Source organism: Pseudomonas sp. ASL9, from assembly GCF_056680335.1.
The window spans coordinates 761,786-787,797 of the sequence record NZ_CM155277.1 but is presented as its reverse complement, the minus strand read 5'-3'; the positions used below and the strand labels follow the sequence as shown (position 1 = coordinate 787,797).

Genomic DNA, 26,012 nt, shown 5'->3' with positions numbered 1-26,012 from the left:
CATTGCCGGCCTTTTTCAATATCAGTGCAATGAGCTAGTGCAGTGAAGCCGGGTGATTGGGTTGGGCCTCGGTCTTCATGGGTGTGTCGTGTTCGACTTCGCGATGATGATGCCGGCGAGCTATGCGCATCACCCCCCACAACATGGCTGCTGCGGCCGTCAGCCAAGCGGCTACCAGCATCATGATGGTTATTTCCGGGCTCATAGGTGCCTCCGCTGCTCTTGCTGTCGCTGTCCAGCTAATGGACAGTCTAGTACTGCTCATGTTTCCAACAATTGACCAGTGGCCTGCCGTGCACAATCGATTTGATCTATGCACAGCAGAAAACTGCGCTAAATGAGCTATGCCGAAGCCTTGAGCCGACCTATTATCAGGGTCCGAGCTGGGTCGTGGGTTGCCCGGCGCTTGTTGAAGTGAGTGAAAATGCTGCCGGTAATACCTCGATTTCTTGCCTCTCGTTCGAAGCGGATGTGCCTGGCGTTTGTTCTTTTATCGACCCTTACGGCGTGCGCTGGCAGCGTGGCGCCAGGGATTCAGCGCTTGCCAGATCGGGTTGAACTCAATTCTGTGCCGTTCTTCAGGGGCAATATTTACCAAAGCGGGCCTGGTGTACTCGCCAGCATGTTGTCGCAACAGGGGGTGATCATCACGCCAGGATTGCTCGACAAACCCCTGGATTTGCCGGGCGGCGAAGCCAAGCTTGAGCAAAGCATGCCGGCCTTGGCGCGTGAGTACGGATTTGTGGTCTACCCCCTGGACGGTGAGTTACAGGCGCTGTTGACTCAGGTTTCTGCGGGATACCCCGTCATGTTGCGTTACACCGAAGGCTCGGCTTGGTGGGCGCAACCCCGTTATGCGGTGCTGGTGGGTTATAACCGCAACAAACAGACTGTCCTGTTGCACTCGGGCATGAATCGCCGTTTAGTCATGAGTTTCAGCAGTTTCACCTCCGCCTGGAAAGACGCTGGCAGTTGGGCCGTGTTGGTGCAGGGGGCGCGACAGATCCCCGTGCAAGTCGATCAGCAGCGTTGGTTGAAGGCGGCGCATGATCTCGTCGGGGCTGGGCAAGAACAAGCGGCAGGCGAGGCGACCAAGGCGCTTAAGGCACAATGATCGCAACCGAATGAAACAATAAAAATGGCGCCCTTGGCGCCGTTTTTATTGAGTGCACTCAAAAACCAAAGGTGTCCCGCAGGGCGTAATACCACGCACCCAGTGCAGTGAGCGGGGTGCGTAACAACTGCCCGCCAGGGAAGGGGTAGTGGGGCAGGTCGGCAAAGGCATCAAAACGCTCCGCCTGACCACGCAATGCTTCGGCCAATACCTTGCCCGCCAGGTGGGTATAGGTCACACCGTGGCCGCTGCAGCCTTGCGAGTAATAGATGTTGTCGCCCAGGCGACCGACTTGTGGCAAGCGCGACAGCGTCAGCAAGAAGTTTCCGGTCCAGGCGTAATCAATCTTCACGTCCTTGAGCTGTGGAAACGCCTTGAGCATCTTCGGGCGAATAATCGCTTCGATGTTGGCCGGATCCCGTGCGCCGTACACCACGCCACCCCCGAAAATGAGGCGTTTGTCAGCAGAGAGTCGGTAGTAGTCGAGCAGATAGTTACAGTCTTCGACGCAGTAATCCTGTGGTAACAGCGTCTTGGCAAGCGCTTCACCCAGCGGCTCGGTGGTGATGACCTGAGTGCCGCAAGGCATCGACTTGGCGGCCAGTTCCGGCACCAGGTTGCCCAGATACGCGTTGCCAGCGACAATCACAAATTTGGCCCGAACCCTACCGTGTTCGGTATGCACGACCGGATTGGCGCCGCGCTCGATTCGCACCGCTGCAGACTGCTCATAAATCACGCCGCCCAGCGACTCCACCGCAGCAGCCTCGCCCAGCGCCAGATTCAACGGATGGACATGGCCGCCACTCATATCGAGCATGCCGCCGATATATTCTTCGCAGGCTACTGCCTCACGAATACGGCGCTTGTCCATCAGCTCCAGTTGAGTGTGTCCGTATCGCTCCCAGAGTTTTTTCTGGGCTTCCAGATGGCCCATTTGCTTGCTGGTGATGGCCGCGAACACCCCACCATCCTTCAGGTCGCATTGAATCTGATACTTGGCCACCCGATCACGAATGATCGCGGCACCTTCAAATGCCATCTGCCCCAGCAACTGCGCTTGCTTGGGCCCGACCGTGCGTTCGATCACATCAATGTCACGGCTATAACTGTTGACGATCTGCCCGCCATTGCGTCCCGATGCACCAAAGCCGACCTTGGCGGCTTCAAGCACCGTTACACGAAACCCGTGCTCCAACAAAAACAGCGCGCTGGAAAGCCCGGTATAACCTGCGCCGATCACGCAGACGTCCGTTTCCACCTCACCCTCCAGCCGTGGACGTTCAGGCACCGCGTTCGCAGACGCAGCGTAGTAAGACTGTGGGTAAGGAGTGTTCGCCATCCTGCAACCTCTGTTTAATATTCTTTACGGATGCCAAGATCCTACCTGAGAACAAAAACCTCCACCAGTAAGCTATGAAATCACGGGTCCGGGACGATTCATAAAAAATACGCATATTCATGGGGTTAGCGCTAATAAGGTGTTGACACACCTCCAGATATCCGTAGAATGCCGATCCACAGCAGGCACGTAGCTCAGTTGGTTAGAGCACCACCTTGACATGGTGGGGGTCGCTGGTTCGAGTCCAGTCGCGCCTACCAAACAAAATCCGCTCTGCTGGGCGGTCTAGAAGGGTCAACCGAAAGGTTGGCCCTTTTTTGTGGTTGGCGATTTGCAAAAGTTTTGCAAAACCCCCACCTCAAAATGCCAAATCCGCACCCACATCCACGTACTCAATCACCTTGTCGGTATGGCCTTCCTGATAGTGCTTCGTTATCTTCACGTCAGAGTGCCCCGTCAGCGCTTGAATGTAGTCCTGTGGGAATTTCTGTTGCTCGTAAAGCCAAGCGCCTAAAGCGCGGATCTCATGAAAAGTGGGGCGCTCACCCGCCGGAATGCTCTCGTAAGCTTTAGCCAGGTCGCGGGCCTTGCTGAATTCCTTCGTTAGATAGTTCGGTGTAACAGACGTCCAATGGTCTTTGCTGGCGATCTGTTCTTGGCGGCGTGCCCTTGGCTTGTAGTGGATCAAGTAGGGGGGGGCGATAGGGGATCGAACGCACTCGCTCACAACTTCCCGTAAGGCCTGGCCCATCTTGATGCGCAGGTGAATCGGATTTTCGTACCCTTGCGTCTTCCCGGGCGAAACCATGATGGTGTTGGCCTCCATGTCAACGGATGTCTTCAGCCAGGACACGATGTCCTCCCGACGTTGCAGGCTGGCCAGCCCAAGGCGAATTGCTCGTTTCAGTCAGTCGGCGTGGTCTTTGCTTCGACAATCTTCATCAAGCCTTCGAGCGTGTGCCGCTGGCGCTTCTTTTCTGCCTCCTGCTTCACCAGTGTCAACTCGGCGACATTGCGTTCAGCCAGGCCCTTGGCCACAGCGAAGGAGAAAACCTGCACCAGCAACCCACGGTGCTTGGTGTAGGCGTTGTTGCTGAATCCATCCAGATATTCCTCGGCCAGCACGTCGAGCTGGCCTATCCGAAACGGACGAGCTGGAAATGACGCTCAATGACGACGAGACGGTGACGCTAAAGTGGGAGTGGGAGAGTCAGGCCGATGATGCCCGGCCAATAGAGGTGCTTGACGTCGAGGTAATGGAGGAGCCGCCACCGTTCTGAGCGACAAAAAGCCTGCCCAGTCGACGGGCTCATGGATCAGGTCAGGGGGAGGGTGATTGATCTGCAGATTCTATGCGACTAAATTTAGTCGCATAGAAGGAGCTCAAATGTCCAATCAAGAAAAGCTGCTCGCCAAGCTACTGAGCAAGCAGGCCGGGTTCACTTGGCCGGAATTGGTCTCGCTGTTAAAGGGGCTGGGATTCGGTCAGATCGAGGGTGAAGGCCGCCGAGTGAAGTTCAGCAACGGCAATCCGCAGGCGATGATCAACCTGCACAAGCCGCACCCGGTAACGAGCTGAAAGCCTACGTCAAACGTCAGGTTGTCGAGCACCTGAAGGCAGGAGGATTGATTTAATGAGTACGCTACTGCAACACCGGAGCTATTACGGCTCCATCGAGGCCAGTCCCGAAGATAATTGCCTGTTTGGCAAGCTGCAATTCATCCGTGCGCTGGTGAGCTATGAGGGTGAAACGGTGAGCGAGCTAACCCAGGCATTCCACGATGCGGTGGATGATTACCTCAGCACCTGCGCCTCTTTGAGCCAAGAGCCTGAGATCCCATGCAAGGGATCGTTCAACGTGAGGGTAGGGCACGACCTACACTTGGCTGCCAGCGTTGTCACTACTCGGCAAAGCATTTCCCTGAATGACCTGACCCGAAAGGCGCTGAGCGAGTATCTGGATCATCACGTCTAATCAGATACGGAAAACCCGGCGCTGAGCCCAATGCTGGTTAACTAAGGAAAACGCCGCTTACCCCTATAGGGGAAAGCGGTGTTTTCTTGGATTATCGGGTAGGGCCGGAAACTGAAAGCGTTCGATCTACCGCTTAAGTGAACAACATTACAATGCAACGTCAGGCTTAGGGTTTCGGTGTTTCACCCCCGGATTTCGAGTTGTTGTACGAGCCGGAGTTGTCGATATCTGACCCCGCAGGGCTCACGGAGTTGGCCCCGTCCGTAGCAGCCGGGATGCCTTTTTTTTCCACGCCAGCAGCTGGTTTCTTATTACTGCCGTCATAACCTTTCGTGCCCTGGATGTCGTTACTTGGGCTGCTTGGGTTTGTCCCCGTGGGTAAAGGGGGGGTGTTATAGGGATCTGGTGCGTTCGAAGCGGCAAGTACGGGTGCTGACGCTATAGAAAGCAATGCAACCATCATTAAAGCAATCGGTGTTGACTTCATCATGGCTATCTCCATTTGTAGAGTCGTTACCTTATGTTGGGCACTTCGCTGAGGGGATTCGTGCCGGGTGGGCGACGAGCGGCCGATCCCTTTTATGCGTTCATCAGCTTAGCAATCCTGAGCGAGTCAGATCAGCGCGTTGCTACCGCAGCGGTGGCGACCTGACTGATTCCGCAAGATCTCAGATCCGCTCGCTTACAAGCACTCATCGCTGCACTGCGATGCACTTGATCTCTACAAGCAGGCCCGGCTTGGCGAGTTCGCTGACTCCTACGCATGTCCATGCACAGGTGTTCCTTGGAAAGACTTTATCCTTCACGCTTCTGAACAGTGGCATATAGCGGTGCAAATCGATGTGATAAGTCGTCATTTCGACAACATCCTCAAATCCACAGTCGCCTGTTGCCAGTGTATTTCAGCGCATTTGAGGACGTGTTCGGAGAATCCTTAGACGCCGCTGTGGGGGCTCAGAGACCAGCCCGTTTGGTCGCGATTCGTAGCGGAAGGCGCAACGCAGAGCCCAGCGTCAGCGCCTGCAGGACGATTAGCAACACAAAGGCCGTTGTGAACGAGCGGGGTTCGGGAAGCGATGGCTGGGAAGCGGCGATGGCCATGCTCATGGCAACCAGTGTGGTCATCAAGGGGCCGCCGAGTCGCTGGGCGATATTGATCGCGGTGGTCGCGAGCGCTAGATGTTCACGGGATACCGTGGCGTAGGCAGCCGCCATGGACGGGATGTTGATGGCCCCTTGACCGGCGCCCATGGCTAACAGGCTCACCAGTATCAGTGGCGTAGGGGCGGAGTCCGGGTCCATCAACACGAAGGGGAGCATGCCCAGTAGCGCCAGCAGTGCACCGCCGGCCGATACCTTGCGGCAACCGAAGCGCTCAGTGAGAAAGCCCATTAGTGGAAAGGTGCACATCATGCCGACGCCCATGCATGCCATCAGCCAGCCGACCCTGTTAGCAGACAAATGACAACAGATCACCAAAAACAGCGGGATAACGAATTGTCGGGCGTAAAAGACCCCGTTGGAGAGAAATTGGGTCATCGCCGACGTCGCGAAAACACGGTTACCGAACAGCCGTAGGTCTAGCAGGGCGTCACTGCCCTTGAGCCGCGCATGGAGTAGATAGCCAGCCATCAACAGGATGCCGATGGACAACGCCGTGACACCATACTGATCGGTCGTGTTCTGCAAGCCATACAGCAGTAGCGTCAAAGAAGGAGAGATGAGCAGGAAGCCCAGCAAGTCGAAAGGCCTCCTGGTGCCAATGTCGTTGTCAGGCGGAAGCAGGAAAAAGGCAAGCCCGACACCGATGATCCCGGTCGGCAAGTTGAGGTAGAACAACCATGGCCAGCTTGCGTACGTCACTATTGCGCCGGCCACCACCGGACCGAGGATCGGAGCGATCAGCACGGGCACGGCCATGTACCCCATGACCTTTGCTAGATTGTCACCCGCGACCCGCGCAATCATCATCTGCGTCAGTGGCGCCATCAATCCTCCGGCCATGCCCTGTATCAGCCGCGTCATGATTAGTTCGTTGATGGTGTTCGAAGCGCCACAGAGCATTGAGGCCAGTGTGAACAGTGTAAAACAGCCTAAATAGAGCCGCTTGGCTCCCAAACGGTCAACTAGCCAGCCATTGAGCGGCAGCATGAGTACTAGAGCGAGCAAGTAACCGCTGATGATCCATTGCGCGGACCCGATCGAGGCGTGCAACTGGTCCCGAATAGTCGACAGCGACACGTTGACCACCGTTGAATCAAGTTGCGCCATGAAGGGGCCGATGAACACCACGCAGGCGACTTTCCAGATGCGCGAATCGAGCACTTTGGGCGCTTTCACGCTCATGGTTGCAAGGTCGGGAGGCGGTCAAGGATGTCCTGCGTCGTACCCGTCTCGCCCAATCGTGGAAAAATCCTGGAGACACTGTTTCCATGAGCCTCGGCGCTCATGTCGGTCATGTCGGTCATGGCGTCAATGGCCAGAGTGACGTTGAGGCCCAATTCATGCGCTGCACGAGCAGTAGACTCGACACCTATGCTGGTGGCGACCCCAGCGAGCACCACCTGGGTCACCCCGTGGGAGGCCAAGTATTCGCCGAGGTTCGTATCGGTAAAGGCGCCCCAGGCGCGCTTGGTGAGGAGGTGGTCAGTGGGCTGGCGATTCAGCTCAGGCAACGGTTCGTCCCAACCTGCGGGCGGTGTCGCTAATGGCGCAGCGAGGTCGCATCGCCCGGTTGCCCGGCCAGTCACGTTGACCAAGACGACAGGTAATCTGGCCCAACGGAAAGCGTCGGCGAGAAGTGCCGCCTGCTGAGTGACAGCGGCAATTGGGTGCACCGTGGGGAGCGCAGCGATACCTCGTTGTAGGTCGATGACAACAAGCGCGGTTCTCGGATCGATAAGCATAATGGGCATGACAAGGTCCTATCGGGATTGAATTAATCGAGCAGGCGCTTGAGCAGTTCGACGCTGGCGGCTAGTTGTTTCTGCTCCGTGGTCGAGAATTTTTGCTGGATGGCGCTAGAGAGCCAGTCTTCTCGCGCGGCCCTGCCGGCGCGGACTAATTCCTGGAACTCGGGACTGAGGCTCAGAAGTTTGCGCCGTCCGTCACTTGGGTCTGCGGTGCGGATGATCAAGCCCATTGCTTCAAGCGCCGCGACAGTAGCGCCCATGGACTGCGGGCGGACTCCAAGCGCATCTGCCAGGCTCGTTACCGTTCCTGGGCCCTGCTGCTCGAGATGCAGCAGCACCGACTTTTGCGACGAGGATAAGTCGCCAACGTCGGCTTGCTCGCGCAGGCGCCGGATTAATTTTCCCAGCACCACCCGCAGCTCTCCGGACAGGGCAGAGGCGTTTGGGTTTTGCGTGCGTGCGTCAGTTTGTTTTTTCATCGGGCAACCTTAGCATGTACAAAGGAAACTACAAAGGCTCCTTTATAAATTGCACGTCGTATGTAGCTGGGTTGGGCCGTAAGAAGGCGTCCTTGCAATGGGCAGGATCCGTATGCCTGTTTGAAGGATGTTCTGACGCGGCTGCCTGCGCAGCGAGCGAGTGAAATTGCGGAACTGCTGCCGCACAGGTGGCAACCGGCTTAATCAAGCACGGCGGGATCGCCGGATGCTTACCCCGGATGGATGCCATATTGCATAAGACTGCTTCGCCAGGCTGAAATTAAAAGGAAGCATTGCTGTCATAGAGTTCTCGCCTGATTCATGAGGACCCATCAAGTGACAAAACCAGCAAGAAACCTACGCAAAACCCTGGATTCCGTTGCAGCTAATAATCAGTCCGCTGCGCTTGACGTGATGCGCACGATTGATCAGTTGGGTGATGAAGTATTATGCCAGCGCCTGCTTGAAGTGGTTCGCCGCTTGAATCTGGATGCAGAGGAACTGCACCATGTCAGAGATGAGTTGCAGGGCGATATGATCAAGCTGGCTTGATTGCCTTCCATAAGCAATGGCGGTGGCAACTGATGCGAAGAGAGATTGGTTACTGGGACCGGGAGGGTAGGGAGCTGTTCTACTATTTGGAGTTCAAGGCAGAAACAGCTGAGTTCTTCATCACCTGCGAGCACCGGCCGCGCGATGGCGAGGGAAGCGTCAGATCCGTACCGCTAAGTGAGGCTCGCGGTGAACGCTACTACGATGACGTGTTGCTGATCATCAAAGAAGAGCTTTTCAAGGATTACAAAATCTGAGCGTGCTCCGGCATGCTCAGTGACCTTGCGCTAGACTATTTGTTGGCCTGCCACTCGTGTTCATGTTCTGGTCTGCGCTGCGCGGAGTGTTTTTGAGTGATCGAGTCATTCAGCTTGACGTTGGTCAGGTATGAAGACTGCAATTCAGCCATGGAGATCGTTAGTTGCCCGATGGTGTCCTGATCTCTTGGATGAAGGGCTCTAAAATTAGACAGTACGTCCTCTTCGGTCACACTGAGATTGTTGAGAGGCATCGGGGTCGCTGTGCCTGTGAGTACGAACAGTATGTCTACGCCAGCGGCCGCAACAGCGACAAGATAGTCGGCTTTAGGGAGACGGCATCCACTTTCGTATTTGCCTTGAGCGTTGACCTCCACGCCACCTATCTGGCCAAAGGTGTACTGAGACATCTGTAAACGTTCTCGTTCTTTACGAAGTCGAAAACCGATTCTGCTTACAGGTATGTTCATGGCGGGTGTTCCTGCTCTTCAGATGCAAGACCGATTTGTCCGTTATCACGCCAAGGCTGTACCGACCTTCACGTAGACTGCCCATAGGTACGACGCATCATGCATATAGAATAGTTCTATATTGTACAAGACATATATTCATGTACAGCTATTTTCAGTCGCGTGTAGGGTTGTACAGATCAATTCAATCTATAAGGATGCTGTTTTATCGATTTGCAATCTAAATGAGTTCATATGCCTGACCAGTAAAGGCTTATCGCGGTAATGTTTACCTCGGGCGGTGAGGTCGTCACGAGATAAACCAACCGATCCTCCGCTTCAACAATGACTGTGCACTTCTTTGCGAAGCCTTCGTTCATGTCAGGTGAGTTGCGAGGATGATGGGGCTTACTTCAGGTTGCCACTGAGGAACTGCTGCAGCCGTCCGCTCTGGGGGTTGCCCAGTACGTCCTCGGGTGCGCCTTGTTCTTCGACCAGTCCCTGATGCAGGAACAGCACCTGGTTTGACACTTTGCGAGCGAAGCTCATTTCGTGGGTGACCATGATCATGGTACGGCCTTCTTCGGCCAGCCCCTGAATGACCTTGAGCACCTCGCCCACTAGTTCTGGGTCGAGTGCCGAGGTCGGTTCGTCGAACAGCATGACTTCCGGTTCCATGGACAAGGCCCGAGCAATCGCCACGCGCTGTTGCTGACCGCCAGAGAGGAACGCCGGATATTGATCAGCGACGCGGGCCGGCAGGCCGACCTTGTCCAGATAGCGTCGAGCCCGATCCTCTGCATCTTTCTTGCTGACACCCAGCACCCGGCGCGGGGCCATGGTGATGTTTTCCAGCACCGTCATGTGGCTCCACAGGTTGAAGTGTTGGAACACCATCGCCAAGCGGGTGCGGATTCGTTGCAGTTCAGCGTCGTCGGCCACGCGCATGCCGTGCCGATCACTGATCATGCGAATCTGCTTGTCGTCCAGGCTCATGGTGCCGTTGTTGGGTGTTTCGAGGAAATTGATGCAGCGCAGAAAGGTGCTCTTGCCTGAACCGCTGGCGCCAATCAGGCTGATCACATCGCCGGTTTTGGCTTTCAGCGAGACGCCCTTGAGGACTTCGTGGTTGCCATAGCTTTTATGCAGGTTATCAACGGTCAATTTGTACATGTGCGCAAATCCTGAATTAGTGAGCCGGGCCAAGGAAAGACAACCAACGGCGTTCGGCCAGACGGAACAAACCGACCAGTGTAAAGGTGACGGTCAGGTAGATAAGCGCGGCAATGCCGAACGACTGGAAGGTCATAAAGGTTGCCGAGTTGGCATCGCGTGCGACCTTGAGTATGTCCGGCACGGTGGCGGTGAAGGCCACAGTGGTCGAGTGCAGCATCAGAATCACTTCGTTGCTGTAGTACGGCAACGAACGGCGCAGTGCTGACGGCATGATCACGTAGGCATAGAGCTTCCAGCCGGTCAGACCATAGGCCTTGGCCGCCTCGACTTCACCGTGGGACATGCTGCGGATTGCCCCGGCGAAAATCTCCGTGGTGTAGGCGCAGGTGTTCAGGGCAAAGGCGAGAATGGTGCAGTTCATCGCATCGCGAAAGAACGCGTCGAGCACCGGTTGAGCGCGAACGGCGGCGATGCCATAGATGCCCGTATAGCAAATCAGCAGTTGGATATACAGCGGCGTACCGCGAAACAGATAGGTGTAGAACTGAACCGGCCAGCGTACCCATGCATTGGGTGACACCCGGGCAATCGACAGCGGGATCGACATCACAAAGCCGATGAAGATCGAGGCGCTGAGCAGCCAGAGGGTCATGGCCAGCCCGGTGATGTGATAACCGTCGTTGTAAAGGAAAGGTTTCCAGTATTCCTGCAGAAGTTCGATCATCGTACGGCCTCCCTGGAGCCTGCGGCATAACGGCATTCCAGCCTGCGCAGGATGTAGTTCGAAGCGCTGGTAATCAGCAGATAGATCAAGGCGGCGAGTACCAGAAAGTAGAACAGTTGATAGGTGCTTTTACCGGCATCCTGGGCCGCCTTGACCAGATCGGCCAGGCCGATGATCGAGACCAGTGCGGTGGCCTTGAGGATCACCATCCAGTTATTGCCGATGCCTGGCAGGGCGAAGCGCATCATTTGCGGGAACACCACGAAGCGAAAGCGCTGGCTGCGGCTCAAGCCGTAGGCTGTTGCGGCTTCCATTTGCCCGCGAGGCACAGCGAGGATCGCGCCGCGAAAGGTCTCGGTGAAATACGCGCCGTAGATGAACCCCAGGGTAATGATGCCAGCGCTGAACGGGTCGATCTCGATATAGTCCCAGTCCAGCGCCACGGTGAGATTGGTCAGCCAGGTTTGCAGGCTGTAGAAAATCAGCAGCATCAGCACCAGATCCGGCACCCCGCGAATCAGGGTGGTGTAGAGCTGCGCTGGAATGCGCAACAGAGACGAGCTGGACAGCTTGGCACTGGCGCCGATCAGGCCGAGCACAACGCTCAACAACAGCGACAGTATCGACAATTTGACGGTCATCCAGCTGCCTTGCATCAGCAGCGGGCCAAAGCCCTGAAGGCTGAAGACAGAAAGCCCCAGAGTCTGTAACAGGTTTTCGAACATCGGTCAGACCCTCGCAATCAAAAGAGCGCTTGTGGCGCCATAAGTACTTTTACTGGAACGCGTATGACGCTATGAAAGTAGAAATTCCCGAACCAAAGTCTCGAGCAGGTCCGTGCATTGGTATGTCCTTCTGATGTTGACGCATATACACACGCGCCTACTTGTACGTACAAGCATATGCAATCGAGCGGCCAACTCGTTGATTGGGTGTTCAAGAAAGTGTTGAAAATAGCTGGAGGCCGTCTGGAACGAGGTTTTCGAGGCGAAATAAAATATATCGAAGGTTCTTGAGACGCGCTCGCAGCTGTTACCGAAGCAGGGATTTACGCCATGCTGGGGCGTCCGGTAACAATTTGAAATAATCTGGCGCGCACGGGGTATTTCTTGGTTGAACAGCGCCTCTACTCGCCCGGACGTGGTGGGGCGAAAGCGGAGGAAAGGAGAGGATTTTGCCGAGTACTGGCAGTGTGTCGAGTATTGGTTTGAGTGGGTGCTGTGGGTCAGTAAAGGCAAAGCCCCAAAGGTTCGCGGCCCCGGGGCTTCTGTTTTCTCCTGCATCCCTTAATGCCAGGTGAACGTGCGGCGAGGCTATCAGCGACTCAACGGATATTCACTACGACTAGAGGGGTATTGTGTTTTCCAGGCTGGAACGCAGGCTCCAGCTCACCGGAAACCAGCAGGCTATTTATTTTTGGCTTTAACTTCTGCCACAAGGCACTCAAGGGCAAACTGTTCTGTGTAGGTCATCTGGATAGGGCTGGTTACCCCTTTGACGGTTCGCGAGCCATCAAGGATGTAGCGTATGCGCCGATCGGTGACGCCGATGCGTTTTGCGATCCATGCGGGGGTTTGTCCGATGCGCGTGACCAGTTTGTCAGCGTATTCGGTGGATGGATTGTAGAGTTCTGCGTTAGGGGTCATTTGACGTCCAGATGAAAAATTAGGCCACGATGCGTTCGTGGTTATGCGACACATTGCGCGAATCATCAAATGGTGTCTCGACATAATTTTTTTTTCGGCTTGCCTACCGCACGGAGGTCTCGAAAATAGATGCGCCGTGAGGGTTGTTTGCACGAAATGCTGGGATATGAGTTCCGCAGCCTTGGCACCGGACATCCACTATATATGAGGCCTTCCCCGAGTCGAACGCGCTAATATTCAATCAGGGCCATTACCTTGATGGTCGATAGAGAGGTGCGTATGGATACTGATAGAAGAAGCCAGGGCGGTGCTCAATTTCCTGATCGGTTGGCTCCGATAGCCGGCTCTGACGCCTCTGATGTGGGTACGAATTTGCCCGATCAGGACGATGACATCCCTGAGGAGGATGAAAGTCCTCCTCCGCAAGACTGGAAGCATCCAGATGACGGGAAAAGCCTGTCAGAGCTGGATGAAGAGTTACCGCTTAAACCCTGAAAGGTCGTTATGAACTCGGATTGGAGCGGTGCAAGCACCGCGAATATCCAGGCCCTTCTGATGATCCCTGGTCATGTTGGTCGGCGAAGGGAGGGAAGTTGCATGAGCAAACTCAAACACTTTGAAAGAAACACGCAGGGCCGCGATTTTGCCGTGGGCGATATCCATGGGCATTTCAGTCGGCTGCAAGCTGCCTTGGACGGTATCGGTTTCGATCCGACGGCCGATCGATTGTTCAGCGTAGGTGATTTGGTTGATCGTGGTCCGGAAAGTGAACGGTCCCTCGATTGGCTGGCCAAACCCTGGTTTTTTGCGGTGCAGGGTAATCATGAAGCACTGGCGATTCAGCATGTCCAGCACAAGGATCTTGATTACCGGATGTACAGGGCCAGTGGCGGCAGCTGGTTCCTCAGACTTGCTCAACGCGAACAGCAGAAGTTTGCCTCGCATTTTTCGAATATGCCCATTGCTATCGAGGTTGATACACCGTCTGGGTTGATCGGCATGGTGCACGCCGACTGTCCGACACCCACTTGGGAATTGCTTCGTAAAACACTGCTTGAACAGTTGCCCGGTTCGGAGGGCGTCGAGGCGTATTGCCAATGGTCACGTGAGCGCCTTCATTCCGGAGATTGCAGGCCAATCCCTGATGTGCGCGCCATAGTCGTGGGCCACTCGCCGTTGAGTCGGCCGGAGCGATTGGGCAACGTTCTTCACATCGACACGGGTGGTTGGCGTTTTGATGACAGCGGCTATTTCACGCTGGTGAATTTGGCCACGCTCGACATGAATGTGCCGCGCTCCAGGACCAGCGGCGGGGAAGGGGGGCAACCCGAGAGTCCCGTTTTAAGCGCGAGGCTGTAGGCAGCTCACTGCAGGGTTCTGGGGACGGGGCACGTTTTTTTGCGCAAGCCCTGAGATGCATCGTCGGTAATTTCCATCTACAGTTAATAGTTTACGAATAAGGATGTTCGGTATGAATTGCTTGATTTGCAACGCGGGCGTCGAACGCATCCAGACCATGAGTGATTGGGTGGAATTGCGCTGCCCTGGGTGCGGCCACTATCGAGTGAATGGGACATTTTTCGCTGAAATGAAAACGAGAAAACAGTCCTTTGATGTTGAGAAAGCGCGGGGTTGGCTCGAAGGGCAGCGTCACGTCAATATCAACGACGTGCCGATGATTGACTCCTCTGAAAATGACTTGGTTATGTCTTGACGATCCAGTATTCGCCACAGTGAGGGTGTTAAAACGATCAAAACGCCGAAAATCGACTATTGGGGGGCTGGTCGCTCCAAGGGGGCAATCAAAAAATCCATTGGTCGGATTGCTGGCCGAGTGTTAGCTCAGCGCTGATTGCGCGCTCATACCAAGGAGACCACTGACTGTGGCTTGGGGGGATGGCCAAGTACTGGCTGGCGATGTCGTCTGCCTGGCCGATAGCTGCGCACTCGCGCCGACCTGATTGTCCAACATCACAGGTAAAGTGAGCGTATCGTTATGAATATAATTCCTCTTTAGGCAAACCCAAATGAATCATCTTGGTTCTCGGTTGAAAGAAGAGCGGAAAACCTTAGGGCTTTCTCAGCAGGAATTTGCTGCAATTGGTGGTGTGGAGGCCAATGCACAAGGTAAGTATGAAAGCGGTGAGCGTAGCCCGCGCTCAAGCTATTTGGCGGCGCTGGGTTTCAAGGGCGTCGATGTGCTTTATCTCCTTTCCGGTCGCCGGACACCCTTGCGAATCGAAAGCCTGACTGATGCGGAAAGAAATGTGATCATTCACTACCGTGCACTGACAGAAGCAGACCAGCATGCGATCAGCCAACTGGCGCTGTCGTTATCGGAATGCCTGACCGAATAGTTACTCAGTCGTTTACCTTGCCGTCACCTCCCGTATCCCTTCCAATTATTTCCCCATTAGCTCCTCGCCCTTGATCGTTGATATATGAAACGTATATGCTTCGTATATTGAATATTTTGAGGTGAAGTCGTGGGCCTGGTGAAAATTTCGGAACATATGCACGCCAATGCTCGGGCCGCGAGCGTAGCGTTAAGTCGCTCCATCAACGCTCAAGCCGAACACTGGATGAAGGTTGGCATGATGGCTGAGCTGCATCCGGCACTTAATTACAGTGACATCTGCCAATTGCTCATTCGCGCCGAGAATGCGGGTGGCACCGTTTTGACGGTAATGCCATTCGATCTCTCGCCTTCGGCGGGTAATACGCAGGAGGCGGTGCAATGAGGGCGGGTGTCAGCATTAAGACGGAAGAAGACCTGGTCAAGCTGCGGATAGCTGGGAGGCTGGCTGCGGATGTGCTGGCCATGATTGGCAGTCATGTCAAAGCCGGCGTCAGCACCGAGGCGCTTGATAAGATTTGTCACGACTACATCGTTCATGAGTTGAAGGTCATTCCGGCGAATGTCGGTTATCACGGTTTTACCAAATCTACCTGCATTTCGCCAAACACCGTGGTCTGCCATGGGATTCCATCGGCGTCGGACATTCTCAAAGATGGGGATATCGTCAATATCGATGTGGCCGTGATCAAGGACGGCTGGTTTGGTGATACCAGCCGGATGTATTTAGTGGGGGATGTCAGTCCGGCCGCGAAGCGCCTGGTAAACACCACTTACGAGGCAACCCTTGCAGGGATTCACGCGGTCCGGCCCGGAGCGACCTTGGGCGATATCGGTCATGCCATTCAGACGGTAGCGCACCGGGAAGGTTTCAGCGTGGTGCGTGAGTACTGCGGGCATGGCATTGGTCGTACCTATCATGAAGAACCACAGGTGCTGCATTACGGTAGTCCGCGGCAAGGGCTGAAGCTCAAGCCGGGCATGGTGTTTACCATCGAGCCGATGATCAATGCCGGTAAACCCGGGACCAAGGTGCTGCCTGATGGCTGGACGGTGTTGACCCGCGATCAATCCCTTTCTGCCCAATGGGAGCACATGGTCGCTGTCACGGAGACCGGCTTTGAACTGCTGACGCCATGGCCTGAAGGCACGGGTGAGTATGCGCCTGTCTGACCGCTCCACGGCTTCATGCGTGCCGGCAGATCTGTTGATGACGGAATATTGATAGCCGTTGTAGCCTGCGTTCCGCTCCTCTGATGGGATGCAGTTCTGACCGGCTCATGGATGATCAGAACCGCATCGCGCAGGGAGGGCATCTCATCTACTTGGCTTGCTTCCATTGGACCTTGGTAACGCCCAGACCTTCGGCTTGCAGTGCTGCCAGTCGAACCGGTCTGGTAGCTATATTGCCATTGACGCTCCCCACGCCTGCATGCAAGGTCGCGAAGTGCAATGCATCGCTGTCACACAGATGCAGGGCTTCATGAAAGAAGTGTCGCTGCTGCCCCTTGAAGTGATAGTTAATTTCATATGCTTTCATCTGATCCATCTTGCCCCTCCGCTCGTTGGGCGTATTACGTCACTCTGAAAATAAGTACATTTCCATGTACACATAGGGCATCAGCGCGGAAGGCGTGACGCACTACTTTTCATCTCTACGTCGATGTAAGCATGCAAAATAACTTCAAGCGACTACGGCGTGGATGCCATTGCTTGATGGCGCATTTTCCCCAGTGCTGGGTGTGTGGTTGTCCTGCCTGGAGTGCGTCCAGCTTTGGCCAAAAGAATTACACTGTTTTGTATCGTTTTGAGCACCTCTCCGATGAGTGGCATTATGCCCGCGCTTTGCTGAATCGGTTGCGTTGCTGATGGGGCTTGGCATTTCGATGAGTGAGGCCAGACGGTGAAGCCGGGCATCCGGTGTTACAGTGTCATCTACATTCAAATGAGGAAGTACACATGTCACTGCTTGATGATGAACAAGACATTTGGGATATGTTTGCGGCCTCCGCTCTGACCGGGTTGATCAGTCGTGGTGCAATCGAGCCGCTTGATGCGGCCGAGCTGGCAGCCGATTATGCGTCTGAGTTGATGATCCAGCGTTCTTTGCGTATCCAGGCTGAAGAGAGTGCTGCTGACGCGTCATAAAACGTTGTCAAGCGCCAGCACAAAGCCCGGCACGTGCCGGGCTTTGTTGTAAGTGCTATCTGCAGGTTTTCAGATTGACGGGGCCGACGAAGTCATTGCCTCGCCCCATCACACACGATACGCGTTGATTGCGCTGACTCTCCCACGCCTCGACAGGGTAAGTCTTGTTCCAGGCTTCATAGAGCTGGCGCTCCTGCCTGGACAAAGGCAGGTTGTATTGCTTGCTCATATAAAAATAGGTTCTGGCGATCATTCCGCGAATTGCCGGACGCGGCATCACTTTCTTTGCCTTGAAGTCCACCTGCGTCAGGCAAGAACCATACTGACCGGTCTGAACCGGAAGCCAGCCAAAACTGAAGTTATTCCGGTCACCATTTACCTCGCCAATGCTGGGCACCAGATTATGCAGATCAGCCTCGGCACGTTTGTAGATCGGGTCGGTTCTCGTGCAGTTTTTACGGCCGCCGTTTTGCCAACATTGGCGTAAGTGGCCGATTTGCCAGGCAGGTACGATGTGCTCCCACTCGATACGCTTGGCGCGCTTGGCATTTTTGCGCGGAACATAACCGCAATCAGCGAGATTGACCTGGTTGCCGCGGTATTTGCAGCCGCAATAGAACTCCGTCGACTGTGGCGCATACAGGCCCCAGGCAACTTTTTTCGCTTCACTGAAGGTGCGGGGTGCGCCGGCCTGGGCTGTGATGCAGAAGCTCAGGATCAGAAGGGCAATTACTCGAACAATCATGCCGTCAATCTTCCTGCGGCACGGTCCAGAATATTTGCACGCCACCGTCATCGCGGTAGGCGAGGGTGACGTTGTCGTTCTCGGCTATTTCTTCCAGTAACTGACTCCATTCGTCTTCGACCTCATCGGCCAAGCGAAAAATCAGTGCCGCCCGTGCCTTTTGCGCGGTAGGTGAGTTGATGATTTTCTGAACCCGGACGCCGAGTCGTTCATAGGCGCTGGGGGATGAAGGTGCTGCTGCAGAATTCTTTGCCACGGAGGGGATCCTTGGTTTGCTGTACGTGCATACAGTATTTCACCGTGGTATTTTTCGCAACTGTCTGTTGAATAGCCGTTCCCAATGTGTCGGAACGAAGCGCGCGACGGTGTGTCGGAACAGTATGGGCTCAAGGGCCTCAACCCTGTTTATGGCTGAAGCTGATTAAGGACGAACATATATGAGCATCAAATTAGTGGGGGTTCCGCTGGTGCTGGCGGCATTCATGGCGTTGGCGGGATGTTCCTCACCGGCGGTTGTGACGCTGCAAAATGGTACTCAATACGTGACCAAAGATGCGCCGAAGACCCACACCAAGGATGGCTTTTACGAGTTCGAGGATATTTCTGGAAAGCAGGTGCGCGTACGGCCTGATGAGGTCGCCACAGTCAAGCAGCAAGATTGAGTAGCACCTGCTCACTCTAAGTGCTGCGCGGGTCCGCGCGAGCAGAGTGGGCAGGTGCAGGAACGATCAATACTCCCAGAAAATCCGCTGCAGTTCTTTGCTGTCGTTGGTCTTGGTCAAGGCAACCATCGCAAGAATGCGGGCTTTTTGTGGGTTCAGGTCGTGGGCTACGACCCAGTCGTATTTGTCATCGGGCTGTTCCGCGTTGCGCAGTACGAAACCGCCAGCGTTGACGTGGGATGAGCGGATGATCTGAATACCCTCTTTACGCAAGGCCTGCAGAGTAGGCACTACGTTAGACGATACCGAGCCGTTGCCCGTGCCAGCATGGATGATTGCTTTTGCACCTGCCTGAGCCAGTGCTTTGTAAGCAGTGTCCGAGACATTTCCGTACGAGTAGGCAATATCCACCTGAGGCAGTGTCTTGATCTGCTTGATGTCGAACTCAGAATCCATGGTGTGACGCTTGGCGGGCAAGCGGAACCAGTAGGACTTGCCTTCGACCACCATGCCTAACGGGCCCCACGGGCTCTTAAACGCTTCGGTCTTGATATTGATCATTTTGCTGACATCGCGACCCGACTGGATCTCGTCGTTCATGGTGACCAGAACACCCTTGCCACGCGACTCTTTGCTGCTCGCAACGGCAACTGCGTTGTACAGGTTCAACATGCCATCAGCAGACATTGCTGTGCCTGGACGCATGGAGCCTACGACGACGATGGGCTTGTCGGTCTTCTCTACCAGATTGAGGAAGTAGGCCGTTTCTTCCAGGGTGTCAGTGCCGTGGGTGATCACGATGCCGTCCACGTCTTTGCTGTCGGCGAGTTCGGCGACGCGTCTGCCCAGTTGTAGCAAGTTGTCGTTGGTGATGCTTTCCGAGGCGATTTGCATGACTTGTTCGCCACGCACATTGGCCAATGTGCTTAGCTCCGGTACGCCAGCAATCAGTTGATCAATGCCGACCTTGGCCGCCTGGTATGTTGCACTATTGGCCGCACTGGCGCCCGCGCCGGCAATGGTGCCGCCTGTGGCAAGAATGACGACGTTAGCCAGCTTTTGTTGTTGCTCTGCTTCTTTGGCAGAAACGCCTGTCGGCAACAGCAGCATCAGGGCAAGGGCGCCCGGTACGAAGCTCTGGAATGCAGTTCTCAATGTTTTGATCTCTCTTGTTATGACGGTGCCGAATGCTTACACCTTGAAGGACCAGAGACAGGCTCACCTGACCTTGGCCGCATTCAATAGCAGCATGATCTGTACCAACAAAATAGATTCTTCTGAATTACTCCAACCTACTGATTTTTATAGAATTATTTATAATAAAGAGCGTATCGATATTCGGTTTTCCGACTATCGACGGTTTTGCTGTTCGGCTATCCGAAAGCCGGAAGGGGGGAGAGCGGTTGCCCGCTCAAATGAATGGGGCGATGGCGCATGCGGTTGACAAAAGCCGTGACCGTTCTCATAGTTCCTTCACGCAAACGTTTGCGCGACTGCAAGCGATGCAAAAAATAATCATAAGATCGGAGTGAACTCATGAAGCTGCCATTTGCTGCACGTCTTCTCGCTGTCGCCATGCTCACCGCTGCCTCTGCCATCCTGCCGCTTTCTGCTGCACACGCCCAAACCACGGAAAAACCCAAAGTCGCTCTGGTGATGAAGTCGTTGGCCAATGAATTCTTCCTGACCATGGAAGACGGCGCCAAGGCCTACCAGAAAGAGCATTCGGCTGATTTTGATCTCATCTCCAATGGCATCAAGAATGAGTCAGACACCAGCGCCCAGATTGCCATCGTCGATCAGATGATCGTGCAGAAGGTCAACGCGCTGGTCATTGCACCTGCGGACTCGAAGGCTCTGGTAACAGTGATCAAGCGGGCCAGGGATGCCGGTATTATCGTGGTTAACATCGACAACCAACTCGATGCTGATGTATTGAAAAGCAAAGGTATCAGCGTGCCATTCGTAGGCCCGGACAACCGTAAAGGTGCACGTCTGGTGGGCGATTACCTGGCCAAGCAGTTAGTGGCTGGCGATGAGGTCGGCATTATCGAAGGTGTATCGACCACCACTAATGCTCAGCAACGCACGGCCGGCTTCAAAGATGCCATGGATGCTGCGCAGATGAAGATTGTCTCTACGCAGTCGGGCAATTGGGAAATCGATAAAGGCAACGCCGTAGCCTCGGCCATGCTTAACGAATACCCGAACCTCAAGGCATTGCTGGCCGGTAACGACAGTATGGCGCTGGGCGCGGTCTCGGCAGTGCGTGCGGCAGGTAAGGCGGGCAAAGTGAAAGTGGTTGGCTACGACAACATCAACGCCATCAAGCCCATGCTGCAGGACGGCCGTATAGTGGCCACTGCCGATCAGTTCGCGGCCAAGCAGGCCGTGTTCGGTATCCAGACTGCGCTGAAAATGCTCAAGGGTGAAACTGTCGAAGGCGCCGCCAATGGCGTGATCGAAACGCCGGTACAACTGGTCACCAAGAAGTAGTTTTTCTGTATTGCAGTGCCCGCACATGGCGGCGGGCGCCTGGAGAATGTTATGTCAGTGCCTGCTCAAACGGCGGTTCTATCTGTCAGCGGCATCGGTAAAACCTACGCCCAACCGGTGCTCAGCGGCATCGACCTGACGCTTCTGCGCGGTGAAGTGCTGGCCCTGACAGGCGAAAATGGCGCAGGTAAAAGCACCCTGTCGAAAATTATCGGCGGCCTGGTCTCACCCACGACCGGGCAGATGCAATTTCAGGGGAGCGCTTACGAACCCGGCAGTCGAACCCAGGCAGAAAAACTGGGTATTCGCATGGTCATGCAGGAGTTGAATCTACTGCCCACGTTGTCGGTGGCGGAAAATCTGTTCCTGGATAACCTGCCCAGTCGCGCGGGCTGGATCAATCGTAAGCAACTGCGCGCTGATGCGATCAGGGCCATGGCCCAGGTCGGTCTGGATGCTATTGACCCAGACACACTGGTCAGCGAACTGGGGATCGGGCATCAACAGATGATTGAGATTGCTCGTAACCTGATCGGCGACTGCCATGTACTGATTCTCGACGAACCCACCGCGATGTTGACGTCGCGGGAAGTCGAGATGCTGTTCGAGCAGATCACTCGCCTGCAAGCCCGTGGGGTGTCGATCATTTATATCTCCCACCGGCTGGAAGAGCTGGCCCGGGTCGCGCAGCGCATTGCTGTGCTGCGGGATGGTCAGTTGGTGTGCGTCGAGCCGATGGCCAATTACAACAGCGAGCAACTGGTCACGCTGATGGTCGGACGCGAATTGGGCGAGCAGATCGACCTCGGTCCACGTCAGATTGGCGACGTTTCCCTGGCGGTCAAAGGGCTGGGCCGCACAGATAAGGTGTGTGATGTTTCGTTCGAGGTGCGTAGCGGCGAGATTTTTGGGATTTCCGGATTGATCGGTGCCGGGCGCACCGAGCTTCTGCGCCTGATCTATGGTGCCGACATCGCCGATACGGGCGGCATCGAGATGGGCAGTCCGTTGCGGCCAGTGACCATTCGCTCGCCAGTCGATGCGGTCAGTCATGGGATTGCGCTGATCACCGAGGACCGCAAGGGCGAAGGGTTGCTCCTGACGCAATCGATCAGCGCCAATATCGCGCTGGGCAATATGTCGGCGATTTCCAAAGGCGGCGTAGTCAATGGCCGTGATGAAATGCGCCTGGCCCAACGCCAAGTCGATGCCATGCGCATTCGCAGTTCCAGCCCTACGCAATGTGTCTCCGAACTGTCCGGTGGCAATCAGCAAAAAGTCGTCATCGGCCGTTGGCTCGAGCGTGACTGCACGGTGATGCTGTTCGATGAGCCGACCCGAGGTATTGATGTCGGCGCAAAATTCGATATTTATGCACTGCTTGGTGAGTTGACGCGCCAGGGCAGGGCGCTGGTCGTTGTGTCCAGTGATCTGCGTGAACTGATGTTGATCTGCGATCGCATCGGCGTGTTATCGGCCGGGCGCTTGATCGACACCTTCGAGCGCGACACCTGGACCCAGGATGAATTGCTTGCCGCCGCGTTTGCCGGCTACCAAAAACGTGATGCGCTGCTGACTGCTGCCGCGCCCAGGAACGACTCATGAAAACCGTCACCGCTCAAACCTTGCCTGCATCGGGCAAGCGCAGCAGCAATTATTTCGGCCTTGGCACCTATCTGGGACTTGCCGGTACATTACTCGCAATGATTGCGTTGTTTTCTGCGCTCAGTGACCACTTCCTGTCCTACGAAACGTTCAGCACCCTGGCCAACCAGATTCCAGACTTGATGGTGCTGGCGGTGGGCATGACCTTCGTCCTGATCATCGGCGGCATCGACTTGTCGGTGGGTTCTGTTCTGGCGCTGGCAGCGTCGGGGGTCAGCGTGGCGATCCTGGGCTGGGGCTGGGGCATCGTGCCGGCCTCTTTGCTTGGCATGGGCTGCGCGGCCGTGGCCGGCACCATCACAGGTTCGATCACGGTAGCCTGGCGTATTCCCTCGTTCATCGTTTCCCTGGGCGTGCTGGAAATGGCCCGGGGTGTGGCCTATCAGATGACCGGATCGCGCACCGCTTATATCGGTGACGCTTTCGCGTGGTTATCGGACCCCATTGCTTTTGGGATATCGCCATCCTTCATCATTGCGCTGCTGATCATCTTCATTGCCCAAGCCGTACTGACCCGCACCGTATTCGGTCGTTACCTGATTGGCATTGGCACCAATGAAGAAGCGGTTCGTCTGGCTGGCATCAATCCCAAGCCTTACAAGATTCTGGTGTTTTCGCTGATGGGGCTGTTGGCCGGGGTCGCGGCACTGTTTCAGATCTCGCGCCTGGAGGCGGCAGATCCTAACGCCGGCTCTGGTCTGGAATTGCAGGTGATCGCGGCGGTCGTTATCGGGGGTACCAGCCTGATGGGCGGGCGTGGCTCAGTGATCAGTACATTTTTTGGTGTCCTGATTATTTCGGTACTCGCCGCCGGACTGGCACAGATCGGGGCGACTGAACCGACCAAACGCATCATCACCGGCGCGGTAATCGTTGTCGCAGTGGTGCTCGACACCTATCGCAGCAATCGCGCGCGTCGGAAGGCTTGATATGTCCACGATCAAGGATGTAGCCGCGTTGGCAGGGATCTCCTACACGACGGTGTCCCATGTATTGAACAAGACGCGCCCAGTCAGTGACGAAGTGCGGCGAAAGGTCGAGGCTGCGATCATTCAGCTCGACTATGTGCCCAGTGCTGTGGCGCGATCCCTTAAAGCCAAGGCGACCTCAACCATCGGCCTCCTGATTCCCAACGGCATCAACCCGTATTTTGCCGAGTTGGCGCGGGGCATCGAGGACTACTGCGAGCGCAACGGGTTTTGCGTGATTTTGTGCAACTCCGATGACAACCCGGAAAAACAGCGCAGCTACTTGCGCGTGCTCCTGGAGAAACGTGTCGATGGCCTGATCGTCTCGTCAGTGGGCGGCGATGTTGGGTTGGCGGGTGGGTTGGCCGCCGTGCGTACGCCGATGGTCATTGTCGACCGCGATCTGGAAGGTATCGTTGCCGATTTGGTGCGTATCGACCACGAACTGGGCGCGTATCTGGCGACCTGTCACTTGCTTGCGCTGGGTCATCGGCATATCGCCTGCATTTGCGGGCCGGCAAAAACGAGCGTCGCCCAGATGCGTTTGGCAGGTTATCGCCGCGCCATGCGCGAGGCTCAGGTACCTGTGCCGGCTGAGTGGGTGGTAGAAAGTGATTTCACCAGCCCCGGTGGTTATCAGGCTGCAATAGGGCTGCTTGAGCAGGACGCACCGACTGCGATATTTGCTGGTAATGACATGATTGGTATCGGCGTTTTGCGCGCCGCCGCCGAGCGTAACATCCGCGTACCCAGCGACTTGTCGGTCATTGGCTTCGACGATATCCAGATGAGTCGCTACGTGTATCCGGCGCTGACCACGGTGGGTCAGTCGATCCTGCAACTGGGCGAAATGGCCGCCGAGGTGTTGTTACGACGCATCGCTGCACCCGCTGGCAGGGCTGTCGAGCAACGGATCGTCAAGCCCAGTATTGTCCTGCGCGAATCCACTGCGCCCCCGACCACTGTATTCAATGCTTTTCGCTGAAACAGATTAAAGAGTACTGAGATATGCAAGCAACAGTAGTGGTAGTGGGCAGCTTGAATATGGACCTGGTCACCCGTGCCGAGCGTTTGCCTCGGGCCGGAGAAACGTTGGCAGGCGACTCGTTCGCGACCGTGCCTGGAGGCAAGGGCGCTAATCAGGCCGTGGCTGCCGCGCGTCTGGGGGCGAGTGTTGCCATGATCGGTTGCGTTGGCGATGACGCTTATGGCGAGCAATTGCGTGCTGGCCTGTTGGCCGAGCACATTGATTGTCAGGCCGTGACCACGGTGGCCGGCGTTTCCAGCGGTGTTGCGCTGATCGTGGTGGACGCCAGCAGTCAGAACGCGATTGTCATCGTGGCGGGGGGCAATGGTCGGCTGACGCCTGACGTCGTTGCAGCGTTTGATACGAAACTGGCTGAAGCCGATGTGATCATCTGTCAGCTCGAGGTGCCGATGGACACCGTCGCTTACACCCTCAAGCGCGGTCGCGAGCTGGGTAAAATTGTCATCCTTAACCCTGCGCCCGCCAATGCACCGTTGCCGGCCGCCTGGTATGCGCTGATCGACTATCTGATTCCCAACGAAAGCGAAGCGGCCACCTTGAGCGGTTTGCCTGTCGATTCGCTGGCTTCGGCAGAAGCGGCCGCGACCAAGCTGCTGGCAGCGGGCGCCGCAAAAATCATCATTACGCTGGGTGCCCAGGGTTCGCTGTTCGCTGACGGTCAGCGCGTCGAGCATTTTCCTGCACCCAAGGTTCAGCCGGTGGATACCACGGCTGCCGGAGATACCTTTGTGGGTGGGTTTGCCGCAGCCTTGGCGCAAGGCAAGAGTGAGGTTGAAGCGATTCGGTTTGGTCAGATTGCAGGCGCGTTATCCGTCACGCGTGCCGGTGCTCAGCCCTCTATTCCTACTCTTAACGATGTGCGGGGCTTCCATCAGCCATGAAAAAGACACCGTTGCTTAATATCGCCCTGTCACGCGTGATTGCCTCCCTTGGGCATGGCGATATCGTCATGATCGTCGACGCCGGAATGCCCGTGCCGCCCGGCGTCGAGCTAATTGATCTTGCGCTCACACAGGGAACCCCAGACTTCATCAGCGTGCTTCGCGTGGTGCTCACGGAAATGCAAGTCGAGAGTTATGTGCTGGCGGAGGAAATGCTGCTCAAACAGCCCCCTGCATTGGTGGCCATTGAAGGTTTGAGCTTGCAAGGCGAGCTGGGCCAGCAGCGCCTTGTCAGTCATGACGAGCTCAAGCGCCTGAGCCGCAAGGCCCGAGCCATTGTGCGTACGGGCGAATGTCAGCCCTACACCAATATTGCTTTGATCGCCGGCGTGACTTTTTAAAGGCATCACTTTCGG

At 55.8% G+C, this 26,012-nt stretch carries 35 protein-coding genes, 1 tRNA gene and 3 pseudogenes; 21 read left to right on the top strand and 18 right to left on the bottom strand.

Going from position 1 to position 26,012, the window contains the following annotated elements; all coding sequences use genetic code 11:
• Positions 1–34 precede the first annotated feature (34 nt).
• Entirely contained in the window at positions 35–205 is a 171-nt protein-coding gene (locus AC1ME2_RS03680; RefSeq protein ID WP_480439386.1) for a hypothetical protein, read from the bottom strand.
• A gap of 264 nt (positions 206–469) precedes the next feature.
• Here AC1ME2_RS03680 and AC1ME2_RS03675 point away from each other — a divergent pair, with 264 nt between their 5' ends.
• On the top strand, positions 470–1,114 hold the full coding sequence (locus AC1ME2_RS03675) for a peptidase C39 family protein (RefSeq protein WP_480441975.1): 645 nt from the start codon (positions 470–472) through the stop codon (positions 1,112–1,114).
• 58 nt (positions 1,115–1,172) lie between these two features.
• On the opposite strand, the gene AC1ME2_RS03670 is transcribed toward AC1ME2_RS03675, so the two are convergent.
• Positions 1,173–2,456, bottom strand: coding sequence for an NAD(P)/FAD-dependent oxidoreductase (locus AC1ME2_RS03670; RefSeq protein WP_480439384.1), 1,284 nt, complete (start codon positions 2,454–2,456; stop codon positions 1,173–1,175).
• A 183-nt stretch (positions 2,457–2,639) separates the two neighbouring features.
• On the opposite strand from AC1ME2_RS03670, the gene AC1ME2_RS03665 reads away from it, so the two are divergent.
• Positions 2,640–2,716 (top strand) — tRNA-Val (locus AC1ME2_RS03665).
• A 98-nt stretch (positions 2,717–2,814) separates the two neighbouring features.
• Here the strand turns inward: AC1ME2_RS03665 and AC1ME2_RS03660 are convergent.
• A complete protein-coding gene (locus tag AC1ME2_RS03660) occupies positions 2,815–3,309 on the bottom strand; it encodes a tyrosine-type recombinase/integrase (protein ID WP_480439383.1) in 495 nt (164 codons plus the stop codon).
• Positions 3,310–3,359: 50 nt separating this feature from the next.
• The gene (locus tag AC1ME2_RS03655) at positions 3,360–3,581 is read right to left on the bottom strand and encodes a hypothetical protein (protein ID WP_480439382.1); all 222 of its coding nucleotides are present in this window, start codon (positions 3,579–3,581) and stop codon (positions 3,360–3,362) included.
• Between the two features lie 262 nt (positions 3,582–3,843).
• Between AC1ME2_RS03655 and AC1ME2_RS03650 the strand changes: the two are divergent.
• Together AC1ME2_RS03650 and AC1ME2_RS03645 are read left to right on the top strand one after the other, a co-directional pair.
• Positions 3,844–4,091: pseudogene (locus AC1ME2_RS03650) on the top strand (type II toxin-antitoxin system HicA family toxin).
• Entirely contained in the window at positions 4,091–4,432 is a 342-nt protein-coding gene (locus AC1ME2_RS03645) for a type II toxin-antitoxin system HicB family antitoxin (RefSeq protein WP_480439380.1), read from the top strand. The pseudogene AC1ME2_RS03650 and the gene AC1ME2_RS03645 overlap by 1 nt, the downstream one beginning before the upstream one ends.
• A 166-nt stretch (positions 4,433–4,598) precedes the next feature.
• On the opposite strand, the gene AC1ME2_RS03640 is transcribed toward AC1ME2_RS03645, so the two are convergent.
• From AC1ME2_RS03640 to AC1ME2_RS03620, 5 genes and pseudogenes are all read right to left on the bottom strand, one after another.
• Positions 4,599–4,922 (bottom strand): hypothetical protein, encoded by a 324-nt coding sequence (locus AC1ME2_RS03640; protein ID WP_480439379.1) that lies wholly within the window; start codon positions 4,920–4,922, stop codon positions 4,599–4,601.
• 202 nt (positions 4,923–5,124) lie between these two features.
• Positions 5,125–5,328, bottom strand: a pseudogene (locus AC1ME2_RS03635) (Rid family hydrolase); the annotation flags it as partial.
• A gap of 58 nt (positions 5,329–5,386) precedes the next feature.
• Positions 5,387–6,778 carry a DHA2 family efflux MFS transporter permease subunit gene (locus AC1ME2_RS03630; RefSeq protein WP_480439378.1) on the bottom strand — a complete coding sequence of 464 codons (1,392 nt, stop codon included), beginning with the start codon at positions 6,776–6,778 and terminating at the stop codon, positions 5,387–5,389.
• Positions 6,775–7,347 (bottom strand): isochorismatase family protein, encoded by a 573-nt coding sequence (locus AC1ME2_RS03625; protein ID WP_480439377.1) that lies wholly within the window; start codon positions 7,345–7,347, stop codon positions 6,775–6,777. Before AC1ME2_RS03625 ends, AC1ME2_RS03630 begins: the two co-directional genes overlap by 4 nt.
• A 23-nt stretch (positions 7,348–7,370) precedes the next feature.
• Positions 7,371–7,823: a MarR family winged helix-turn-helix transcriptional regulator gene (locus tag AC1ME2_RS03620; RefSeq protein ID WP_480439376.1), complete on the bottom strand. Its 453-nt coding sequence runs from the start codon at positions 7,821–7,823 to the stop codon at positions 7,371–7,373.
• 96 nt (positions 7,824–7,919) lie between these two features.
• Here AC1ME2_RS03620 and AC1ME2_RS03615 point away from each other — a divergent pair.
• The 3 genes and pseudogenes from AC1ME2_RS03615 to AC1ME2_RS03605 all read left to right on the top strand — a co-directional run.
• Positions 7,920–8,027, top strand: a pseudogene (locus tag AC1ME2_RS03615) (transposase domain-containing protein); the annotation flags it as partial.
• A 132-nt stretch (positions 8,028–8,159) separates the two neighbouring features.
• A complete protein-coding gene (locus tag AC1ME2_RS03610; RefSeq protein WP_480439374.1) occupies positions 8,160–8,375 on the top strand; it encodes a hypothetical protein in 216 nt (71 codons plus the stop codon).
• A gap of 32 nt (positions 8,376–8,407) precedes the next feature.
• Positions 8,408–8,632, top strand: coding sequence for a hypothetical protein (locus AC1ME2_RS03605; RefSeq protein WP_480439373.1), 225 nt, complete (start codon positions 8,408–8,410; stop codon positions 8,630–8,632).
• Positions 8,633–8,667: 35 nt separating this feature from the next.
• Here the strand turns inward: AC1ME2_RS03605 and AC1ME2_RS03600 are convergent, their stop codons facing one another.
• From AC1ME2_RS03600 to AC1ME2_RS03580, 5 genes are all read right to left on the bottom strand, one after another.
• On the bottom strand, positions 8,668–9,102 hold the full coding sequence (locus AC1ME2_RS03600) for a helix-turn-helix domain-containing protein (RefSeq protein WP_480439372.1): 435 nt from the start codon (positions 9,100–9,102) through the stop codon (positions 8,668–8,670).
• Positions 9,103–9,489: 387 nt separating this feature from the next.
• Entirely contained in the window at positions 9,490–10,254 is a 765-nt protein-coding gene (locus tag AC1ME2_RS03595) for an ABC transporter ATP-binding protein (protein WP_480438798.1), read from the bottom strand.
• A gap of 16 nt (positions 10,255–10,270) precedes the next feature.
• Positions 10,271–10,981, bottom strand: a complete 711-nt coding sequence (locus AC1ME2_RS03590) for an ABC transporter permease (RefSeq protein WP_480438796.1) — start codon at positions 10,979–10,981, stop codon at positions 10,271–10,273.
• Positions 10,978–11,706 carry an ABC transporter permease gene (locus tag AC1ME2_RS03585; RefSeq protein WP_480438795.1) on the bottom strand — a complete coding sequence of 243 codons (729 nt, stop codon included), beginning with the start codon at positions 11,704–11,706 and terminating at the stop codon, positions 10,978–10,980. Before AC1ME2_RS03585 ends, AC1ME2_RS03590 begins: the two co-directional genes overlap by 4 nt.
• A gap of 681 nt (positions 11,707–12,387) precedes the next feature.
• On the bottom strand, positions 12,388–12,627 hold the full coding sequence (locus AC1ME2_RS03580; RefSeq protein WP_480439370.1) for a hypothetical protein: 240 nt from the start codon (positions 12,625–12,627) through the stop codon (positions 12,388–12,390).
• 279 nt (positions 12,628–12,906) lie between these two features.
• Here AC1ME2_RS03580 and AC1ME2_RS03575 point away from each other — a divergent pair, with 279 nt between their 5' ends.
• From AC1ME2_RS03575 to map, 6 genes are all read left to right on the top strand, one after another.
• Positions 12,907–13,122 (top strand): hypothetical protein, encoded by a 216-nt coding sequence (locus AC1ME2_RS03575; RefSeq protein ID WP_480439368.1) that lies wholly within the window; start codon positions 12,907–12,909, stop codon positions 13,120–13,122.
• A 102-nt stretch (positions 13,123–13,224) separates the two neighbouring features.
• Positions 13,225–13,986 (top strand): metallophosphoesterase, encoded by a 762-nt coding sequence (locus AC1ME2_RS03570; RefSeq protein WP_480439366.1) that lies wholly within the window; start codon positions 13,225–13,227, stop codon positions 13,984–13,986.
• A gap of 112 nt (positions 13,987–14,098) precedes the next feature.
• Complete coding sequence (locus tag AC1ME2_RS03565; RefSeq protein ID WP_480439365.1) at positions 14,099–14,341, top strand: FmdB family zinc ribbon protein; 243 nt, start codon at positions 14,099–14,101, stop codon at positions 14,339–14,341.
• Positions 14,342–14,654: 313 nt separating this feature from the next.
• Positions 14,655–14,984: a helix-turn-helix domain-containing protein gene (locus AC1ME2_RS03560; protein ID WP_480439364.1), complete on the top strand. Its 330-nt coding sequence runs from the start codon at positions 14,655–14,657 to the stop codon at positions 14,982–14,984.
• A 129-nt stretch (positions 14,985–15,113) separates the two neighbouring features.
• The gene (locus AC1ME2_RS03555; protein ID WP_480439362.1) at positions 15,114–15,368 is read left to right on the top strand and encodes a ParD-like family protein; all 255 of its coding nucleotides are present in this window, start codon (positions 15,114–15,116) and stop codon (positions 15,366–15,368) included.
• The gene (gene map / locus AC1ME2_RS03550; RefSeq protein ID WP_480439361.1) at positions 15,365–16,156 is read left to right on the top strand and encodes a type I methionyl aminopeptidase; all 792 of its coding nucleotides are present in this window, start codon (positions 15,365–15,367) and stop codon (positions 16,154–16,156) included. The genes AC1ME2_RS03555 and map overlap by 4 nt, the downstream gene beginning before the upstream one ends.
• Positions 16,157–16,304: 148 nt before the next feature.
• Here the strand turns inward: map and AC1ME2_RS03545 are convergent, their stop codons facing one another.
• The gene (locus AC1ME2_RS03545; RefSeq protein ID WP_480439359.1) at positions 16,305–16,532 is read right to left on the bottom strand and encodes a DUF6555 family protein; all 228 of its coding nucleotides are present in this window, start codon (positions 16,530–16,532) and stop codon (positions 16,305–16,307) included.
• A 410-nt stretch (positions 16,533–16,942) separates the two neighbouring features.
• Here AC1ME2_RS03545 and AC1ME2_RS03540 point away from each other — a divergent pair, with 410 nt between their 5' ends.
• A complete protein-coding gene (locus tag AC1ME2_RS03540) occupies positions 16,943–17,131 on the top strand; it encodes a hypothetical protein (RefSeq protein ID WP_480439358.1) in 189 nt (62 codons plus the stop codon).
• Between the two features lie 55 nt (positions 17,132–17,186).
• On the opposite strand, the gene AC1ME2_RS03535 is transcribed toward AC1ME2_RS03540, so the two are convergent.
• Positions 17,187–17,876, bottom strand: a complete 690-nt coding sequence (locus tag AC1ME2_RS03535) for an endonuclease (RefSeq protein ID WP_480439357.1) — start codon at positions 17,874–17,876, stop codon at positions 17,187–17,189.
• A 4-nt stretch (positions 17,877–17,880) separates the two neighbouring features.
• Positions 17,881–18,132: a DUF1654 domain-containing protein gene (locus tag AC1ME2_RS03530; RefSeq protein WP_480439356.1), complete on the bottom strand. Its 252-nt coding sequence runs from the start codon at positions 18,130–18,132 to the stop codon at positions 17,881–17,883.
• Positions 18,133–18,313: 181 nt separating this feature from the next.
• On the opposite strand from AC1ME2_RS03530, the gene AC1ME2_RS03525 reads away from it, so the two are divergent.
• Positions 18,314–18,538, top strand: a complete 225-nt coding sequence (locus AC1ME2_RS03525) for a YgdI/YgdR family lipoprotein (RefSeq protein WP_480439355.1) — start codon at positions 18,314–18,316, stop codon at positions 18,536–18,538.
• 66 nt (positions 18,539–18,604) lie between these two features.
• Here the strand turns inward: AC1ME2_RS03525 and AC1ME2_RS03520 are convergent, their stop codons facing one another.
• Entirely contained in the window at positions 18,605–19,648 is a 1,044-nt protein-coding gene (locus AC1ME2_RS03520; protein WP_480441974.1) for an asparaginase, read from the bottom strand.
• A gap of 426 nt (positions 19,649–20,074) precedes the next feature.
• Here AC1ME2_RS03520 and AC1ME2_RS03515 point away from each other — a divergent pair, with 426 nt between their 5' ends.
• From AC1ME2_RS03515 to rbsD, 6 genes are read left to right on the top strand one after another with little or no spacing between them, the layout of a single operon-like run.
• Positions 20,075–21,034: a substrate-binding domain-containing protein gene (locus AC1ME2_RS03515; RefSeq protein ID WP_480439354.1), complete on the top strand. Its 960-nt coding sequence runs from the start codon at positions 20,075–20,077 to the stop codon at positions 21,032–21,034.
• 51 nt (positions 21,035–21,085) lie between these two features.
• Complete coding sequence (locus tag AC1ME2_RS03510) at positions 21,086–22,639, top strand: sugar ABC transporter ATP-binding protein (RefSeq protein ID WP_480439353.1); 1,554 nt, start codon at positions 21,086–21,088, stop codon at positions 22,637–22,639.
• Positions 22,636–23,628 carry an ABC transporter permease gene (locus AC1ME2_RS03505; protein ID WP_480439352.1) on the top strand — a complete coding sequence of 331 codons (993 nt, stop codon included), beginning with the start codon at positions 22,636–22,638 and terminating at the stop codon, positions 23,626–23,628. The genes AC1ME2_RS03510 and AC1ME2_RS03505 overlap by 4 nt, the downstream gene beginning before the upstream one ends.
• A gap of 1 nt (position 23,629) precedes the next feature.
• Positions 23,630–24,652 (top strand): LacI family DNA-binding transcriptional regulator, encoded by a 1,023-nt coding sequence (locus AC1ME2_RS03500; protein WP_480439351.1) that lies wholly within the window; start codon positions 23,630–23,632, stop codon positions 24,650–24,652.
• Between the two features lie 23 nt (positions 24,653–24,675).
• Complete coding sequence (gene rbsK / locus AC1ME2_RS03495) at positions 24,676–25,596, top strand: ribokinase (protein ID WP_480439350.1); 921 nt, start codon at positions 24,676–24,678, stop codon at positions 25,594–25,596.
• Positions 25,593–25,997 carry a D-ribose pyranase gene (gene rbsD, locus AC1ME2_RS03490; RefSeq protein ID WP_480439349.1) on the top strand — a complete coding sequence of 135 codons (405 nt, stop codon included), beginning with the start codon at positions 25,593–25,595 and terminating at the stop codon, positions 25,995–25,997. The genes rbsK and rbsD overlap by 4 nt, the downstream gene beginning before the upstream one ends.
• Positions 25,998–26,012 lie beyond the last annotated feature (15 nt).